Source organism: Raskinella chloraquaticus (SeqCode) (assembly GCF_021731865.1).
In the GTDB taxonomy this organism is placed as follows: domain Bacteria; phylum Pseudomonadota; class Alphaproteobacteria; order Rhizobiales; family UBA4765; genus Raskinella; species Raskinella chloraquaticus.
This window is the reverse complement of sequence record NZ_JAKFWN010000004.1, coordinates 139,971-156,124: the sequence shown is the minus strand read 5'-3', so window position 1 is coordinate 156,124 and position 16,154 is coordinate 139,971. Positions and strand designations below refer to the sequence as shown.

General features: G+C 61.1%; 14 protein-coding genes and 1 pseudogene. 8 read left to right on the top strand and 7 right to left on the bottom strand.

What is annotated here, in order from left to right:
* Window positions 1-1,058: 1,058 nt before the first annotated feature.
* A pseudogene (locus ACINK1_RS02360) lies at window positions 1,059-1,550 on the bottom strand (thioredoxin domain-containing protein); the annotation flags it as partial.
* Window positions 1,551-1,597: 47 nt separating this feature from the next.
* On the opposite strand from ACINK1_RS02360, the gene mnmE reads away from it, so the two are divergent.
* From mnmE to ACINK1_RS02335, 5 genes are all read left to right on the top strand, one after another.
* Complete coding sequence (gene mnmE, locus ACINK1_RS02355; RefSeq protein WP_376801669.1) at window positions 1,598-2,899, top strand: tRNA uridine-5-carboxymethylaminomethyl(34) synthesis GTPase MnmE; 1,302 nt, start codon at window positions 1,598-1,600, stop codon at window positions 2,897-2,899.
* A 128-nt stretch (window positions 2,900-3,027) separates the two neighbouring features.
* Entirely contained in the window at window positions 3,028-4,941 is a 1,914-nt protein-coding gene (gene mnmG, locus ACINK1_RS02350; RefSeq protein ID WP_376801670.1) for a tRNA uridine-5-carboxymethylaminomethyl(34) synthesis enzyme MnmG, read from the top strand.
* A 1-nt stretch (window position 4,942) separates the two neighbouring features.
* Complete coding sequence (locus ACINK1_RS02345) at window positions 4,943-5,605, top strand: 16S rRNA (guanine(527)-N(7))-methyltransferase RsmG (RefSeq protein WP_376801671.1); 663 nt, start codon at window positions 4,943-4,945, stop codon at window positions 5,603-5,605.
* Window positions 5,602-6,402: a ParA family protein gene (locus tag ACINK1_RS02340; RefSeq protein WP_376801672.1), complete on the top strand. Its 801-nt coding sequence runs from the start codon at window positions 5,602-5,604 to the stop codon at window positions 6,400-6,402. Before ACINK1_RS02345 ends, ACINK1_RS02340 begins: the two co-directional genes overlap by 4 nt.
* A gap of 22 nt (window positions 6,403-6,424) precedes the next feature.
* The gene (locus ACINK1_RS02335) at window positions 6,425-7,318 is read left to right on the top strand and encodes a ParB/RepB/Spo0J family partition protein (protein WP_376801673.1); all 894 of its coding nucleotides are present in this window, start codon (window positions 6,425-6,427) and stop codon (window positions 7,316-7,318) included.
* Window positions 7,319-7,369: 51 nt separating this feature from the next.
* Here the strand turns inward: ACINK1_RS02335 and holA are convergent, their stop codons facing one another.
* From holA to leuS, 3 genes are read right to left on the bottom strand one after another with little or no spacing between them, the layout of a single operon-like run.
* Window positions 7,370-8,371: a DNA polymerase III subunit delta gene (gene holA / locus ACINK1_RS02330; RefSeq protein WP_376802931.1), complete on the bottom strand. Its 1,002-nt coding sequence runs from the start codon at window positions 8,369-8,371 to the stop codon at window positions 7,370-7,372.
* A 32-nt stretch (window positions 8,372-8,403) separates the two neighbouring features.
* Window positions 8,404-8,967: a hypothetical protein gene (locus tag ACINK1_RS02325; RefSeq protein WP_376803768.1), complete on the bottom strand. Its 564-nt coding sequence runs from the start codon at window positions 8,965-8,967 to the stop codon at window positions 8,404-8,406.
* Window positions 8,954-11,569 carry a leucine--tRNA ligase gene (leuS, locus tag ACINK1_RS02320; protein WP_376801676.1) on the bottom strand — a complete coding sequence of 872 codons (2,616 nt, stop codon included), beginning with the start codon at window positions 11,567-11,569 and terminating at the stop codon, window positions 8,954-8,956. Before leuS ends, ACINK1_RS02325 begins: the two co-directional genes overlap by 14 nt.
* A 123-nt stretch (window positions 11,570-11,692) precedes the next feature.
* Between leuS and ACINK1_RS02315 the strand changes: the two genes are divergently transcribed.
* A complete protein-coding gene (locus ACINK1_RS02315; protein ID WP_376801677.1) occupies window positions 11,693-12,376 on the top strand; it encodes a YggS family pyridoxal phosphate-dependent enzyme in 684 nt (227 codons plus the stop codon).
* On the opposite strand, the gene ACINK1_RS02310 is transcribed toward ACINK1_RS02315, so the two are convergent.
* Window positions 12,363-12,956, bottom strand: coding sequence for a L,D-transpeptidase (locus tag ACINK1_RS02310; protein ID WP_376802930.1), 594 nt, complete (start codon window positions 12,954-12,956; stop codon window positions 12,363-12,365). The two genes, ACINK1_RS02315 and ACINK1_RS02310, sit on opposite strands and share 14 nt — an antisense overlap.
* A gap of 133 nt (window positions 12,957-13,089) precedes the next feature.
* Here ACINK1_RS02310 and ACINK1_RS02305 point away from each other — a divergent pair, with 133 nt between their 5' ends.
* Both ACINK1_RS02305 and ACINK1_RS02300 read left to right on the top strand, forming a co-directional pair.
* Window positions 13,090-13,770 (top strand): response regulator transcription factor, encoded by a 681-nt coding sequence (locus ACINK1_RS02305; protein WP_376801679.1) that lies wholly within the window; start codon window positions 13,090-13,092, stop codon window positions 13,768-13,770.
* 4 nt (window positions 13,771-13,774) lie between these two features.
* Window positions 13,775-14,230 (top strand): cyclic nucleotide-binding domain-containing protein, encoded by a 456-nt coding sequence (locus ACINK1_RS02300; protein WP_376801680.1) that lies wholly within the window; start codon window positions 13,775-13,777, stop codon window positions 14,228-14,230.
* A 268-nt stretch (window positions 14,231-14,498) separates the two neighbouring features.
* Here the strand turns inward: ACINK1_RS02300 and xth are convergent, their stop codons facing one another.
* Together xth and ACINK1_RS02290 are read right to left on the bottom strand one after the other, a co-directional pair.
* Window positions 14,499-15,308, bottom strand: a complete 810-nt coding sequence (gene xth, locus ACINK1_RS02295; RefSeq protein ID WP_376801681.1) for an exodeoxyribonuclease III — start codon at window positions 15,306-15,308, stop codon at window positions 14,499-14,501.
* A 76-nt stretch (window positions 15,309-15,384) separates the two neighbouring features.
* Entirely contained in the window at window positions 15,385-16,095 is a 711-nt protein-coding gene (locus ACINK1_RS02290; protein WP_376801682.1) for an outer membrane lipoprotein carrier protein LolA, read from the bottom strand.
* Window positions 16,096-16,154 lie beyond the last annotated feature (59 nt).

Genomic DNA, 16,154 nt, shown 5'->3' with positions numbered 1-16,154 from the left:
GTGGTTGCTGCGATCGTATAGAGCCCGTCGGTCGCGCTCAGATAATCGCGATCAAGAACAGTCAGGAATTCAACCGCCTGCGCAATCAGATGGTTCTCACCGGTCACCTGATGGAGGGTGAGGCTGGCGAGCGCCATGCTGGCGTAATCACCCGCCATGGCTGGTGAACTACCACGCCCTTCGCGGTAACTGTGAAAACGGTGATGCGGGGACAGCATTGATTCGCAGATGAAACCATGGATGTCGGTTGCCAGTGCCAGCCAGTCAGGTCGTTCGCAAATATCGCCAGCTCGGGCCAGAGCGATGACCGATAACGCATTCCAATCAGCGAGCAATTTATCGTCGGTGGCTGGGTGGGGCCGTGTTTCACGTGAAACGCGGAGCGCCTGGAAGATAGAATCGGGTATTGTTTCGCCTACGATTTTATCTGCGCCAGGGTGCAGCAGATGCGGGATGGAAACCCCCTCCCAATTGCCACCCTCTGTAATCTCGTAGCGCCGGTTGACGTCTGGCGCGATCGACCCAACCGCATTCGTAACCTGCGTCGGCGTCCAGACATAAAAGGCGCCTTCGCCTTCACCGGAATCAGCGTCGATGCTCGCGGCGAATGCCGGCCGGAGTGCCTTGAGATCACGGATCATCCACGACACGGTCTCATCGATTCGTTGACGGAACAGCGCGTTTCCGGTGCGCAGAAAGGCGCTCGCCAGCAAATCGATCAGCTGCGCATTGTCGTACAGCATTTTTTCGAAATGAGGTACAAGCCAGTCATCGTCAGTGGAATAGCGACAAAGACCACCGCCGAAATGGTCGTAAATGCCGCCCAGACAGAGTTTCGTCAGCGTCAGATCGAGGATGTCGATATAGGTCTTGTCGCCTGTGCGCTCCCAGGCGCGTTCAAATAGTTCAAGGAGAGGAGCGTTGGGAAATTTCGGTGCGCCGCGCGTGCCGCCCTTTACCGTATCCATGACACCGAGCAATCGGGCCGCTGCGAGGTCGAGCACTCCGCGATCGAGTCCGGGCGCCGCCGCCTCGGCATGACCGCGCAGCGAATCGACCAGTTTATGGCCGGTTGATTCGATGGCGAAACGGCGCTCCTGCCAGGCTTTGCTGACTTCCCGCAGGACATCGGGGAAGCCCGGCCGGCCGTAACGAGCCGTGGGTGGGAAGTAGGTGCCGCCCCAGAACGGCATGCCTGTTGGACTGAGGAACATCGTCAACGGCCATCCGCCCTGTTCCCCCAGAGCGTGGAGGGCTGACATGTAGAGATGGTCGATATCGGGACGTTCCTCACGGTCGACCTTGATGTTGATGAAAGATGCGTTCATTGCCGCTGCAATGGATTCGTTTTCGAAACTTTCATGCGCCATCACGTGGCACCAGTGACAGGCGGCATAACCGATCGAGAGCAGGATCGGTCGATCGAGTTGTTGCGCGATATCGAGTGCTTCCCGGCCCCAGGGGAACCAGTGGACGGGGTTGTCGCGGTGCTGGAGCAGATAGGGGCTTGACGTTTCAGCAAGGCGGTTCTTGAACAGGATCTCGCTCAAAGGGTGCTCCTCGACAGTAGCAGAACTCGCGGGCAGGGAATCGGTCGATGGACACTATCTACGCGCTCAGCTCCGGTGTCGGGAAGGCCGGCGTGGCCATCATTCGTCTGTCGGGAGGTGCGAGTGCCGCAGCGGTCCGCGCGCTGTGCGGCGTGTTGCCCGCACCGCGCCGCGCCGTTCTGACGCGTATTCGTCATCCGGTCAGCCAGGAACTGATCGATCAGGGCCTGGTGCTGTGGTTTCCTGGCCCGGCCAGCTTTACCGGAGAGGATGTCGCCGAACTTCACATCCATGGGGGGCGTGCGGTGATTGCCGCGACGCTTGGCGCTTTGGCCGTGATTGATGGCACGCGGGCAGCGGAAGCGGGAGAATTCACGCGACGGGCTTTTGCCAATGGGCGCCTCGATCTGACCGAGATCGAAGGCTTGTCCGATCTGCTGGACGCGCAGACCGAACAGCAGCGCCGGGCAGCGTTGCGTGCGGCAATCGGTGTCCACCGCGCCTTGTATGAGAACTGGACGCGGCGGATTACCTGGGCGCAGGCGCTGATCGAGGCAGCGATCGATTTTTCCGACGAAGGCGACGTTCCGGCTGAAACGCGGGGCGCAATGCTGGATGTCGTCGAAAAACTCAACGCTGACATTGCCGTGCATCTGCAGTCTATCGCGCGAGGGCAGATATTACGTGACGGGGTGCAAGTTGTCATCGCCGGGCCGCCCAATGCCGGCAAATCCAGCCTGCTGAACTGGTTTGCGCAAAAAGAGGTGGCGATCGTCACAGAACAGCCCGGGACGACGCGTGATGTGATCGATGTGCACCTTGATCTCGGCGGGGTTGCGTTCCAGATCAGCGACACGGCTGGACTGCGAACTTCCGCCGATCCTGTTGAGGTCGAAGGTATGCGGCGGACGCGCGCGCGCATGGGACATGCGGATCTGGTGCTGTGGCTCAGCGAGGATGGCGCAGCGGGCGCCGAGGGACGTGTGCCGGTCTGGTCGTTTCGCAGCAAGCAGGATTTGCATCAGGGGGACGACCCGGCTGCAAGCGGCCTGTCGACGGTCACAGGTTTCGGACTTGATCGGTTATTGCAGGATCTGCAGCGATTCGGGCGCGATCTTGTTGGTGATGCGGACGGCGCGCCGGTCATGATCAGAGAGCGGCATCGCGTGTCATTTCTCGAAGCAGCAGATCATCTGCAACGTGTTTTGGCGGCCGATATCAGCTATCCATTGGAATTCACCGCCGAGGATCTGCGTCTGGCGGCGATGGCAATTGGGCGGGTGACGGGGCGGATCGATGTCGAGGATGTGCTTGGCGAGATCTTTGCACGCTTCTGCGTTGGTAAATAATGTTTCACGTGAAACAATTGATACGACTCACGATTTCCGATCGATTCGGACACGGAAATCATCGCGCCCAGAGCGCCGTTGTAACGAAGCGCTGGCCAGCATGACCCTTTCGCTGCTAAGAGCCGGCGATGAGCAGTGATTTTCATCCCGCGGGTGGTCCGGAGACACGCTACGACGTCATCGTGGTAGGCGGCGGGCATGCTGGTTGTGAGGCCGTCGCTGCAGCAGCGCGCCTCGGTGCCGCGAGCGTGCTGATCACCCACCGTCTCGACCGTATCGGCGCCATGTCGTGCAATCCGGCCATTGGCGGGCTGGGAAAAGGCCATCTTGTGCGCGAAATCGATGCGCTTGACGGCCTCATGGGGCGCGTGGCCGATGACGCAGGGATTCAGTTCCGCATGCTCAATCGGCGCAAAGGGCCGGCAGTGCGCGGGCCGCGCGCCCAGGCGGATCGCCGGCTCTACGCCGCCGCCATGCAGACGGCGCTGCGTGAGCAAGGCGGCGTGGCGATGCTCGAAGGTGAGGTCGCCGATCTGGTCGTCGATCAAGGATGCTGCCGCGGGGTCGTGCTGGCTGACGGCCGCGTTGTGCGGGCGGACGCCGTTGTCCTCACGACAGGCACTTTTCTGCGCGGCATGATCCATCTAGGGGAGGTTACGACACCTGCCGGCCGTGTCGGCGAAGCGCCCTCCCTCGCGCTTGCCGAGAGGCTGCAGCGGCTGGGCCTCAGGCTGGGGCGTCTCAAAACCGGCACGCCCGCGAGGCTCGATGGCCGCACCATCGATTATGCCGGACTTGATGCGCAGCCGGGTGACGAGGAGCCGGCGGCGTTCTCATTTATGACAACAAAACTGCCCTCCCCGCAGGTCCTGTGCCATATCACCCGCACCACTGCCGAGACCCATCGGCTGATTGAAGCCAATCTTCATCGCTCGGCGATGTATTCAGGGCAAATATCGGGTGTGGGTCCGCGCTATTGTCCGTCGATAGAAGACAAGATCGTCCGATTTGGTGAGCGGGACGGGCATCAGATTTTTCTCGAACCGGAAGGGCTTGACGATCCAACCGTTTATCCCAACGGGATTTCAACGTCGCTGCCCGCTGACGTGCAGGAGGCGTTCATCCGTACCATTCCCGGTCTGCAGCGTGCGCGTATCGTGCAGCCGGGTTACGCGATCGAATATGATTATGTCGATCCAAGGGAGCTTGGCGCCACGCTCGAACTGAAGCGGCTGCCGGGACTTTTTCTCGCCGGCCAGATCAACGGCACCACCGGCTATGAGGAGGCAGCCGCGCAGGGCCTGGTGGCGGGGCTCAACGCGGCACGGCTGGCCGGCGGGGGCGCAGCGGTGACCTTTGCGCGGGCGCGCAGCTATATCGGCGTTCTGGTCGATGATCTGGTGACACGTGGCGTCACCGAGCCTTATCGCATGTTCACCTCGCGGGCCGAGTATCGTCTCACGCTGCGCGCTGATAATGCGGATACAAGGCTGACGCCGCTTGGTATCGACACAGGCTGTGTCGGACCCGAGCGGCGACGCGCCTTCGCGCGCAAAGCGGAGGGGCTTGCGGCAGCGATGGATCTTGCCAAATCGCTGGTCATTACGCCCTCGGAGGCGACAAAGGCAGGGCTTGCGCTCAATCTGGACGGCATCCGGCGCAGCGCCTGGGACATCCTGTCCTATCCGGATATTGATCTGGCGCGCCTCGGGCAGGTGTGGCCCGCCTTATTGGCGCTGCCACCGCCGATTGCCCAGCAGCTCGAGATCGAGGCGACATACCATGTTTATGCAGTGCGCCAGCATCTGGAAATCCAAGCGCTGCAGCGTGAAGAGAACGCCCTTCTGCCCGCCGATATGGATTATGCGGACATATCGGGATTATCGAACGAAATTCGTGACCGGCTGGTTGCTGCCCGCCCGGCAACGCTAGGCCAGGCGTCGCGTATCTATGGCATGACACCCGCTGCACTGGGGCTTCTGCTGGTTCATGCCCGCAAGGGCCGTGTCAAAGCGAACGCCAAGAGCAGCCGGGCGGTGTGATATGACAGCGCCGCGCTGCGGTGGTGAGCAGGCTCTGGGGGTCGACGTGTCGAGCCAGACGCTTGAACGCCTTCGCCTCTATGACGCTACGTTGCGTCGCTGGCAGGCCGTCCACAACCTTGTGTCGGCGACCACATTGCCTGATCTCTGGCGCCGGCATTTTGCTGATTGCTGGCAGCTCAGCGATCTGGCGCCGTTGTCGCGCCGGTGGATTGACATGGGGGCTGGCGCGGGTTTTCCCGGCCTCGTCATTGCGCTTGCGATGATGGAAAAGGGGGCGGATGGCGTTGTTGAACTCGTCGAACCCAATCAACGCAAAGTCGCTTTCCTGCGTGAGATCATCCGCCTCACCGGTGCGCCTGCCCGCGTTCATGCTGTCGCGATTGAGGATGCTGCCGTCCTGCACGGGATGGAGGTTGGCGTGGTGACGGCCCGCGCCTTCACCAATCTCGAAAAGCTGTGCGGTCTGGCGCAACCATTTGTGGATAAAGGGGCGGTTGCACTCTTCCCTAAGGGACAAGATATAGATGTTGAATTGACGGCAGCCACTAGATGTTGGAATATCGGGTACCAGAGCTTTCCCAGTCGGACCGCCGCGAATTCTGTTATCGTGCGAATCGACAAGCTCAACCGTAAGAGTAGCTCGTCGGAGGACCACCCATGACCCTCACTGCGCCGCGTGTGTTGACGATCGCCAATCAAAAAGGCGGTGTTGGCAAAACCACCACGGCTATCAATCTCGGCACAGCGCTGGCGGCGATTGGCGAGCGTGTGCTGATCATCGATCTGGACCCGCAGGGGAATGCGTCAACCGGTCTGGGTATTGATCGTCGCCAGCGTACGGTCTCGACGTTTGACGTGATGATCGGCGAGGCTGGCCTGGCGGCGGCGGCGGTTGAAACGCTGGTGCCCAATCTGGCGATTGCGCCCTCGACGCTCGACCTCCTCGGTGTCGAGTTGCAGATTTCAAGCGAGCGTGACCGTGCCTTCCGGCTGCGTCGGGCGATTGAGGATTTTGCAGCAGCCGACCAGAGCTACAGCTATGTGCTCATCGACTGCCCGCCCTCGCTCAATCTCCTCACCATCAACGCGATGACCGCCTCACACGCCATTCTTGTGCCGCTCCAATGCGAATTCTTTGCGCTTGAAGGGCTGTCGCAGCTGCTCAAAACGGTCGAGCAGGTGCGGGCGACGCTTAATCCCGATCTGTCGATCCATGGGGTGGTGCTCACCATGTATGACGCCCGCAACAATCTTGCCGCGCAGGTGGTCGAGGATGTGCGCCGCCATATGGGAGAGAAAGTCTACAACACCATTATTCCACGCAATGTTCGTGTCTCGGAAGCCCCCTCTCATGGCAAGCCGGTGTTGCTTTACGATCTGAAATGCAATGGCAGCCAGGCCTATCTCCGTCTGGCATCGGAAATCATCGCTCGCGAGCGCGCCCTTCACGCGGCCTGAGCCGGAATTACGGAGTAGTCATATGGCTGAGGAACATCGTCCGCGTCTTGGTCGCGGACTGGCCGCGCTTATTGGCGATGCGGGCGATGATACGGCGCTCGTTCAGCGCATCCGCCCGCCTGTCGGCGGCCAACGCAAGGTGCCGACAGCCTTTCTCCACGCGTCGGGGCGCAATCCGCGCAGGCATTTTGCCGAGGATGACCTTGGCGAATTGACGCAATCGGTGAAGGAAAAGGGTGTCCTTCAACCCATCCTGGTGCGCACCTCCCCCAAGGAGCGCGACCATTTCGAGATCATCGCCGGCGAGCGGCGGTGGCGGGCGGCGCAGCGTGCAGGTCTGCATGATGTGCCGATTGTGGTCATTGAAGCGAATGATCGCGACGCGCTCGAGATCGCGATTATCGAGAACGTCCAGCGAGCCGATCTTGACCCGATCGAAGAAGCGAATGGCTACCAGCAACTCATCAGCGAATTCAGCTATGCGCAGGACGATCTGGCGAAAGTGATCGGCAAGAGCCGTTCTCACGTTGCCAACACGCTGCGGCTGCTCACCACGTCGGACAAAATCCAGACCCTGCTGCGCGATGGCAAGCTCACGGCCGGTCACGCGCGCGCGGTGATGACCTCGCCAAACGCGGAGGAACTCGCTGTCAAAGTGGCTGACCTCCAGCTTTCGGTCAGGGCGGCAGAAGAGCTGGCGCAGCAGGAGCGCGGCAATGTCGCCCGCCGGCCGCGCAAACCGGCTGACAGCAAGGATGCGGATACGCGGGTGCTGGAAAAGTCGCTGAGCGAGGCGCTCGGTCTTGACGTTGTCATTTCACATCGTGGTGACAAGGGCGGCAAGCTCGAGATTGCGTACAAGACCCTCGAACAGCTCGATCATCTCTGTCGTCGGTTGCAGTCGCCCGGGTCATAAACCGACCGAGAGGCGGTTTGCGGGCGATCCATCTTTGCCGTACCTCGAACCTCAGGCAGGCCGCACCATCGAGGCGACGCGTAGCAGCGCGCGCTCGCCAATTGTCTCGGCCATTACGAAATTCCGGCGGATATCCAGCAGCGCTTGCGTCAGGATACGATGCGCCTCGCCCGCTCGCGGGCTTGACCACAACCGCAATTGTCGCTCGAACACGTTGGCCCGTTTGAAGAAAATCGGCGGTCGTTGCGCCTCGCGGACATCGCGCGCCGAGCGTCCGCGTTCCACGTCGAGGGTACCCAGATAAAGTTGCAGCATATGGCGTAATGCCTGCGACAGGATGGCGTTGGTGTCGATATCCTCGGCAATCAGGCGCGCATAGGCGGAGGCTGTCCCGTGACGGTCCCCCAACCCCATGGCGTCAATGACGGCATCGACCGCAAGTGACGAGACATCGCCACAGATTGCCAGCACGTCATCATCGCTGACGAGCGATTGACCGTGACAGTAAAGGGCCAGCTTGCGCACCTCCTGTCGCGAGGCGATCCTGTCACCTCCGAGTTGTGCTGCCAGACCATCGCGCGCAGTTGGGCTGATGCTCAGCCCAGCCTCCTGCATTTCATCGTCAATCAGCCGGAGGATTTCAGCCGGCCCGTCAGCGTAGCAGGGCAGGGCCAGTGCGTCAGGGGATGTGTCGAAAAGGCGCCTCAATGGCGATTTATCGCTTAATTCACCTGCCTCGACCACCAGATAACCACCTGATATTGCCGCTATGGCCGGCTGCAGGCTGGCGACCAGCGCCTTGCCGTCAATCCGCATGTTAGCCGCACGCAACCAGACGACACGCTCGCCGCCGAACATGCCGATGGTTGCCAATTCATCACTGACGCGGCCAGGATCGGCGACAAGGATATCGGCATCGAGCCTGACGAGGGCGAAGGGGTCGTTGCGGCCTTTGAGGCAGGCCTCGACCAGCCGGCCGACATATTCGCTCACAAGGCCCGAATCAGGTCCGTATACTAGAAAGGCCCGGCGCTTGAGGTCGGGCTGGCGCATGAAAGTCGCAATTGCGGCTCCCTTCAGCGCGGTCACGAACCGGACTGGCTCTTTTGCACGAAGTAGCTCGCCAGGGCGTTACGGATGGCTTCGGACACGTCGCCGACCGCCCGGTCCTCGGCATCGCGCTCGGCGCGGATGGCGGCAAAGCGCTGCGCGGGCTTATCGAACGAGGCACGACCGATGGCCCGTCCCCTGAACACCGGATCAAGACTGCCGATACGCAGCAGCTGGTAGGTGACCTGGATCGTGACGAAGGCAGCCGATTGGCGCCCGGACCCCGCCTCGACGGTAAAGGGTGAGGCGGACTTGATGATGGTGTAATCCAGCCGGTGCACCGGGTTGGCGCTGTCATCGCCGCCGCCTGTAAAGGCGAAGATAAGATTATTGCGCAGTAAAATACTTTCGCGTGTCGCTCCGAGCTGAACAGAAATACCAGCCAGTTCGCGCCCGATACTGGCCTTTTGTTGTGGGGCGCCAGCAGCAGGGGCGCCATTTTCAAGATAAAGCGGGCGAAATCCGCAACCTGCCAAAGCCAGCGACAGCATCACCAGGCCGGCAGGGCGCAACAGGGCGGCGCACTTAGACAACGACATTGACGATCCTTTGCGGCACAACCACGACACGTCGGACCGGACGCCCCTCGAGCGACTGAACGATAATATCCAGAGCGAGAGCGGCCGCTTCAATCTCTTTATGGTCGGCAGTTTTGCCAATCGTCAACTCCGTCCGTTTCTTGCCGTTGAGCTGAACGGGTATCGTCACCGTGTCATCGTCGAGCAAAGCCGGGTCGGCAAGCGGCCAGGCGGCCAGCGCCACGATGTCATCATGGCCAAGCAGACGCCAGCACTCCTCGCCCAGATGCGGCATCATCGGGGCCACCAGGCGCACCAAAACATCCCCGGCTTCACGCAGCGCCGCAGTCAGGCCGGCGGGCGGTGTGTCGAGGCGATTTGAGGCCAGAGCAGCGGTCATGGCATTGGTCAATTCATAGAGTTGGGCAACCGCCACGTTGAAGCGCAGTCGCTCGATCTGGTTCTCGACCGCGACGATGGAACGGTGAACCGTCTTGCGCAGTGCCAGCGCCTCGCTTCCTTCCTCTTCACTCGCAGGTGAGAGAGCCGATATCTCGCCAATCAGCCGCCAGATGCGTTGCACGAAGCGCCAGGCGCCCTCGACGCCCTGTTCGGTCCAGATGACGTCGCGCTCCGGCGGGCTGTCGGAGAGCATGAACCAGCGGGCAGTGTCGGCGCCGTAGGTCGCGATGATATCGTCGGGATCGACGACATTTTTGCGCGATTTCGACATTTTCTCGATGGCGCCAATCTCGACCGCCTCATTGGTGCCGCGCAAATGAGCACGCCGCCCGTCGCCATCGCCAGTGATCAGCACCTGCGCCGGCTCGACCCAGCCACCATCGCTGCGCCGGTAGGTTTCGTGGACCACCATGCCCTGGGTAAAGAGGCCGGCGAAAGGCTCGGCAATATCCATGTGGCCGGTCTGGGTCATGGCGCGGGCAAAGAAGCGGGAATAGAGCAAATGCAGGATCGCGTGCTCGATCCCGCCGATATACTGGTCAACCGGAAGCCAGCGCCGGACATCGCCTGCATCCGTTGGCGCGCTTGTCAGCCAGGGATTGGTGAAGCGGGCGAAATACCAGGATGAATCGACGAAGGTATCCATCGTGTCGGTTTCGCGGCGTGCTGGCGCGGCGCAGCGTGGACAGGCAACGTGTTTCCAGGTTGGATGATGATCGAGCGGATTGCCGGGACGATCAAAGGTGATGTCGTCAGGCAAAACAACGGGCAGATCGCTGTCAGGCACCGCCACAGGACCGCAGACGTCGCAATGGATGACGGGGATCGGGCAGCCCCAATAGCGCTGGCGGGAAATACCCCAGTCACGCAGCCGGAAATTGGTCTGCCGCGTGCCTTGCGGCTCGCCACCCAGAGTTGTTGATTCAAGACGCCTTGCCATCATGTCCCAGGCCGGTTCCGTGTCGAGCCCGTCAAGGAAGCGCGAATGGATCATCGTGCCGGGGCCTGTATAGGCCGTGTCGGTTATGGCGAAGGCCTTCTCGTCTGTCCCCCGCGGCAGCACGACGGGCCTCACCGGCAGATTGTATTTCAGCGCGAAATCAAGGTCGCGCTGGTCATGCGCCGGGCAGCCGAAGATGGCGCCGGTGCCATAGCCCATGAGGACGAAATTGGCGACGAAGACGGGCAAGCTTATGCCTGGGTCGACGGCGTGCTGGACCCGCAGACCGGTGTCAAACCCTTGTTTTTCAGCGGTTTCAATCGCCGATTCAGAGGTGCCGATGCGCCGGCACTCGTCAATGAAGGCGGCGAGAGCAGGATTATCCCTGGCAAGCTTGGCGGCCAGGGGATGGTCGGGGGCGATCGCCATGAAGCTGGCGCCAAACAGCGTGTCGATGCGGGTTGAAAAGCAGGTCAGTTCGCCCTCGCCCGCTGGCGCGCCTGCCGGCTCGAGCGCGAAGCGCACCAGCATGCCTTCCGACTTGCCGATCCAGTTGCGCTGCATGGTGCGGACTTTTTCCGGCCAGCGCTCCAGACTATCCAGCGCTTCGAGCAGAACATCCGACTGCTCGGCAATCCTGAAGAACCACTGGGTGAGATCGCGCAGTTCAACCTCGGCGCCGGAGCGCCAGCCGCGCCCGTCAATCACCTGTTCATTGGCCAGCACTGTCTGATCGACAGGATCCCAGTTTACCTTCGACTGCTTGCGGTCGACGAGGCCGGCCTTCCAGAAATCAAGAAACATTTTCTGCTGGTGGCGGTAATAGCTCGGATCGCAGGTTGCGAGTTCGCGCGACCAGTCCAGCGACAGCCCCATGGATTTGAGCTGATCGCGCATGGTGGCGATGTTGGCATACGTCCATTCCCGGGGATGAACCTTGTTCTGCATGGCCGCGTTTTCGGCTGGCAGCCCGAAGGCGTCCCATCCCATGGGGTGCAGAACGGCAAAGCCGCGCGCCCGCTTGTAGCGCGCCAGCACATCGCCCATCGTATAGTTGCGCACGTGACCCATATGGATGCGCCCGGAGGGGTAGGGGAACATCTCAAGCACATAGAATTTCGGCCGTGGATCATCGTTGCGCGTGTTAAAAATCTCGCGCTCCGCCCACAGCTTCTGCCAGCGCGGTTCGACATCCTTGGCATTATATCGTTCGCTTGCCATACGAGGTTGGTCCGTGATTCGTAAAAACTGCCGTGTCGGGTGGCGGACCTTGGCGCAGGCAGGCAACAAGATCAACGTCTGAGCGTTGTGTCGGGCAGAAAACGCCGCAACGGAGGGATCAAAATGGGTGACAGCGCAGCTGACAATCTGCGGCGGATCATGGCCAAGATTGCCGAAGCGGAGCGCTTCTGCACCCGCCCTTCAGGTTCTGTGCGGCTCATTGCGGTATCGAAAACCTTTGACGAGGCGGCCATCGAGCCGTTTCTTCGTGCCGGCCAGCGTATTTTTGGCGAAAATCGCGTGCAGGAGGCGGCTGGCAAATGGCCGCAGCTGCGCACAGCGTTCACTGACATCGAACTTCATCTGATCGGCCCGTTGCAGACCAACAAGGTGCGCGAGGCGCTCGCTTTGTTTGACGTCATCCAGACGGTGGACCGAGACCGGCTCGCCGGCGAGATCGCCAAAGAGATGGCCAGGACGACCCGGCGCCCGGCCCTCTACGTTCAGGTGAACACAGGCGAAGAGCCGCAAAAGGCCGGCATTCCCCCGCATGAGGCGCCGTCATTTCTGGCTCGCTGCCGCGATGTTCATGGGCTGAGCATTTCCGGCCTCATGTGCATCCCGCCGGCCACCCAGCCTCCCGGGCCCCATTTCGCACTGTTGACCCGCATGGCGGATGAGGCGGGCCTGGCGGTGCGATCGATGGGCATGAGCGGCGATTACGAGCAGGCGATCTGGTGCGGAGCCACCCATGTACGCGTCGGCAGCGCGCTTTTTGGCTCACGTGCGCCCGTCAGCCAATCCTGATCCGGGTATGAGGCCCGATGAAGGGCAGGACGCGCTGCAGGGCCGCGAGGCTGGTGGCAATGCAGCCGGCGGTTGGCGAGAAGGCCGGCCGCGCCACATGCCAGAAGATACCGCTGCCCTTGCCGCGTACCACCGGGCGGTCATTAAAGCCGATTTCGACAATGATATCATATAGATTGTCGCGCCGGCGCAATCGCTCCTCGCTGGCCGGTGGTGGTGGGCGATCCCGCACCAGACGATTATAGCGGCGATCAGATACCAGGTCGCACCACCAATCGCCCGCGCGCACGGCCCGTTTTGGCAGGCGGCTGCGTGGAACGGGCACGCGATCGGCGCGGTAATGGATGGCCCTAAGGGAAAAAAGGCCAAGCGGCGTTCGCCCGTCGCCCTCGCGCCATTTGATCTGGGCGCCGCCGCGCCCGAGCGCGCACGGCACCCGAATGGCGCCGGCGATCACCATCCCGCGATGGCGCCCGCCAGGAGACACCGCAACATGAATGAGTGACAAACAGCGCGATGGCTTTGTCCCGTGCTTTCCCGCGTGGGGCGCGCTGCGCGTCAAGAGATGCTTTCCCTGCATCTATTTTCCTGCTGTGTTTGTCCGGTTATGCTAAGGGATCGACCGGGAAAGACATGCAACGGCAGTTTAGGTAAATTGAGGCATCCGTCCACCGTCAGTGATTCGACGGAGCCGGCTAGCAACGGGATCAGCAATGCAGACACGGATTCTCCTGGTCGACGACGACAACGATCTGCGTGATGCGCTTGCCGAGCAATTGGCATTGCACGAGGAATTTCTCGTCACCACCGCCGATACCGCCGCGAAGGCTGTGCAGGCCATGAAGGCCGGGGACATCAGTCTCGTGGTGCTTGATGTCGGACTGCCTGACATGGATGGTCGTGAAGCTTGCAAATTGATGCGCAAGAATGGCTTCAAGGGGCCGGTCATCATGCTGACGGGGCATATTTCGGACGCTGATCAGATCCTCGGCCTTGATTCGGGCGCCAACGACTACATCACCAAGCCGTTCCGGTTTGCCGTTCTGCTGGCGCGCCTGCGGGCGCAGTTGCGCCAGCATGAAGCAAGCGAGGATGCAGTCTTTCAGGTGCGCGGTTATACATTTCGTCCGGCAGGCAAGCTCATGATCGATCCCAAGGGCTCCAAGGTCAGGCTCACCGAAAAGGAAACAGCAATCCTCAAATATCTTTACCGCGCGGGCGACAAACCGGTGACGCGCGATACATTGCTTGCCGAAGTGTGGGGATATAATTCCGGGGTGACGACGCATACGCTTGAAACGCATATCTATCGCCTGCGGCAGAAAATTGAGATTGATCCATCGCGGGCGGAAATCCTGGTGACGGAGGGCGGCGGCTACAAGCTCGTTCCGTGAACTGATGGCTCTCGACATTCCGCTTCAACTCTTGTCCGAACATCTGGTCTTCGCCGTTCTTGAACGCGAGGCCTTGCGCATGCTGGCGTTTGCGGCGGAGCGAAAGGACTTATCGGCGGGCAATATCCTGTTTGATCAGGGCGAGGCGGCGGATGCGGCCTATCTGATCCTCGAGGGGCAGGTGTCGATCACCAGCGTGCGCGCCGGACAGACGAAACGCCGCGAGACGGCGCAGGCCGGCGCCCTGCTGGGAGAATCCGCCCTCATCACGCCCACACAGCACGCCGCAACCGTTCGCGCCGAGACCGCGACCACGCTGTTGCGACTGCCGCGCAGCGCCTATCGACGTATCCTTGAGGAATTTCCGCGCAGCGCCGTTGATCTGCGCCAGAAACTCGCCGAGCGCCTGCTGGCAACTGTAGGTGACCTCGACACGGTCAGGCAAAGTCTGGAAGATTAGGGTCAGGACCCATTAATTTAGGCAAAACGGCATGGCACGAATGGATAAAATGGCAGGAGAAGCCCGAAAAGCATACCCTTTGGTATGGTTGAGGGCTACGACGAACCAGTTTGCCATTCGTGCCATGTCCTTCGGATGGGGTGAAATGACGCGATCTTTATGTCGCAAGCCTTTGAAAGTCAGACGACTTCCTGCGGGCTTGCTCCTCAACCTCGCGCCATGTCCCTCCCACCGTTTCGCCCAAATTAATGGGTCCTGACCCTAGAATTCACCGTGCAAAGCGCGTAATCACCGGGACATGGTCGGAAGGCCGCTCCCAGTCGCGCGTGTCTGTTTCGATGCTCATGCCGGTCCAGCTGTCCTTGAGATCACGCGACGTCCAGACATGATCAAGGCGGCGTCCGCGATTCGAGGCGCGCCAGTCCTGGGCGCGGTAGCTCCACCAGGTGTACAGTTTTTCAGGCGGCGGGATGATCGCCCGCATCACATCCTGCCAGCCGCCGGCCTCAAGGATGGCGTTGAATTTTTCCACCTCGATGGGTGTGTGCGACACCACGTCCAGAAGCTGCTTGTGGCTCCACACATCCTGTTCAAGGGGGGCGACGTTCAGATCGCCGACAAGAATGGACGAGACGCCACGGCGCGCGCGCGCCTGCGACCACCGGGCGAATTCATCGAGGAAGGCCAGTTTGTGGGCAAACCGCTCGTTGAGATCGGGATCGGGAATGTCGCCACCGGCGGGCACGTAGAAATTGGCGATATCGATGCCGGCCAGCGGACCTTCATCGAAGCGCACCGTTAGGGAGCGGCCATCCTCCTTGCCGCAGAACACATGACGCTCTTCTCCGGCAAAGGGGTGTCGCGAGACAATCGCCACCCCATGATAACCCTTGAAGCCGTAAACCGCCTGATGGACATAGCCAAGCTGACGCAGCTCTGCGGCGGGAAACTGGTCGCTCTGGCACTTGATTTCCTGCAGGCACAGGACATCGGGCGCCTGCTCCCGCAAGAAGCGGGTAACGAGAGGCAGGCGCAAGCGGACGGAATTGATGTTCCAGGTGGCGAGAGAGAAAGCCATCGTGCCTCAGGATCAGACGCAATCACCAAGCCATGCGCGATCTGCCCGAAAGGCGCAAGCATTGTCAGAAAAATCGTTATTGCGGGCCGATTCCTGGTAGAACATAAATCTTGAAGAGTTCGGGGTTATTCGGCCGATTGAGCGCGACGTTATGAATCGCGACTGCGGTTTCCCGGCCATTGCTGTCAATCACGCTCCACTGGCGCAGTTCATAGGAATGGGCGTCAAAGAACAATGTCAGCTGTCCTTGAGAAAAATCATTGCGATCCTCGATGACGACGGTGACGAGATCATTGTCCTGCAACACCGCCAGCACCTTGGCGTCCTTCGTCAGGTCGATGCGCTCGTTGAGAAGATAGCGCAGCGGCGTCTGTTTCAGCGGATAGAAATCCTGCGTGTTGAGTTTACGGTCGCGTACCACGAGATCACTGCCATCAGCGACGATTTCAAGCGGGCTCGGGCGGTCATACTGGAAACGCACCCGGCCGGGCTTTGTCAGGAAGAACCGCCCGGTGGCGCGGGCGCCGTCGAACTCGACCTGGGTAAAGGTTGCCTGCATGTCGTGCATGGCGTTGAACGCCGTTGATACCTTTTGCAGCGTGGCGGTCTGCTGGGGGCTGAGCGGCTGGGCGCTGCTGACGACGGGCGTCGAGCGCAGGGTAACATCGTTTGTTTTTCGCTCCGGCGTGCTCGGCGGCTTCGCCTGAGGCTGAGATTGCTGCGGCCGTGCCTGGGGAACGAGCGGGACGGGTGCCTGAGCATGTGCCGCACCGGCAATGATCGTCACAGCCAGAAGCACAACACCACAGCGAAAACCGTCAAGCGAAAAGGGCATTCATTGGTCCA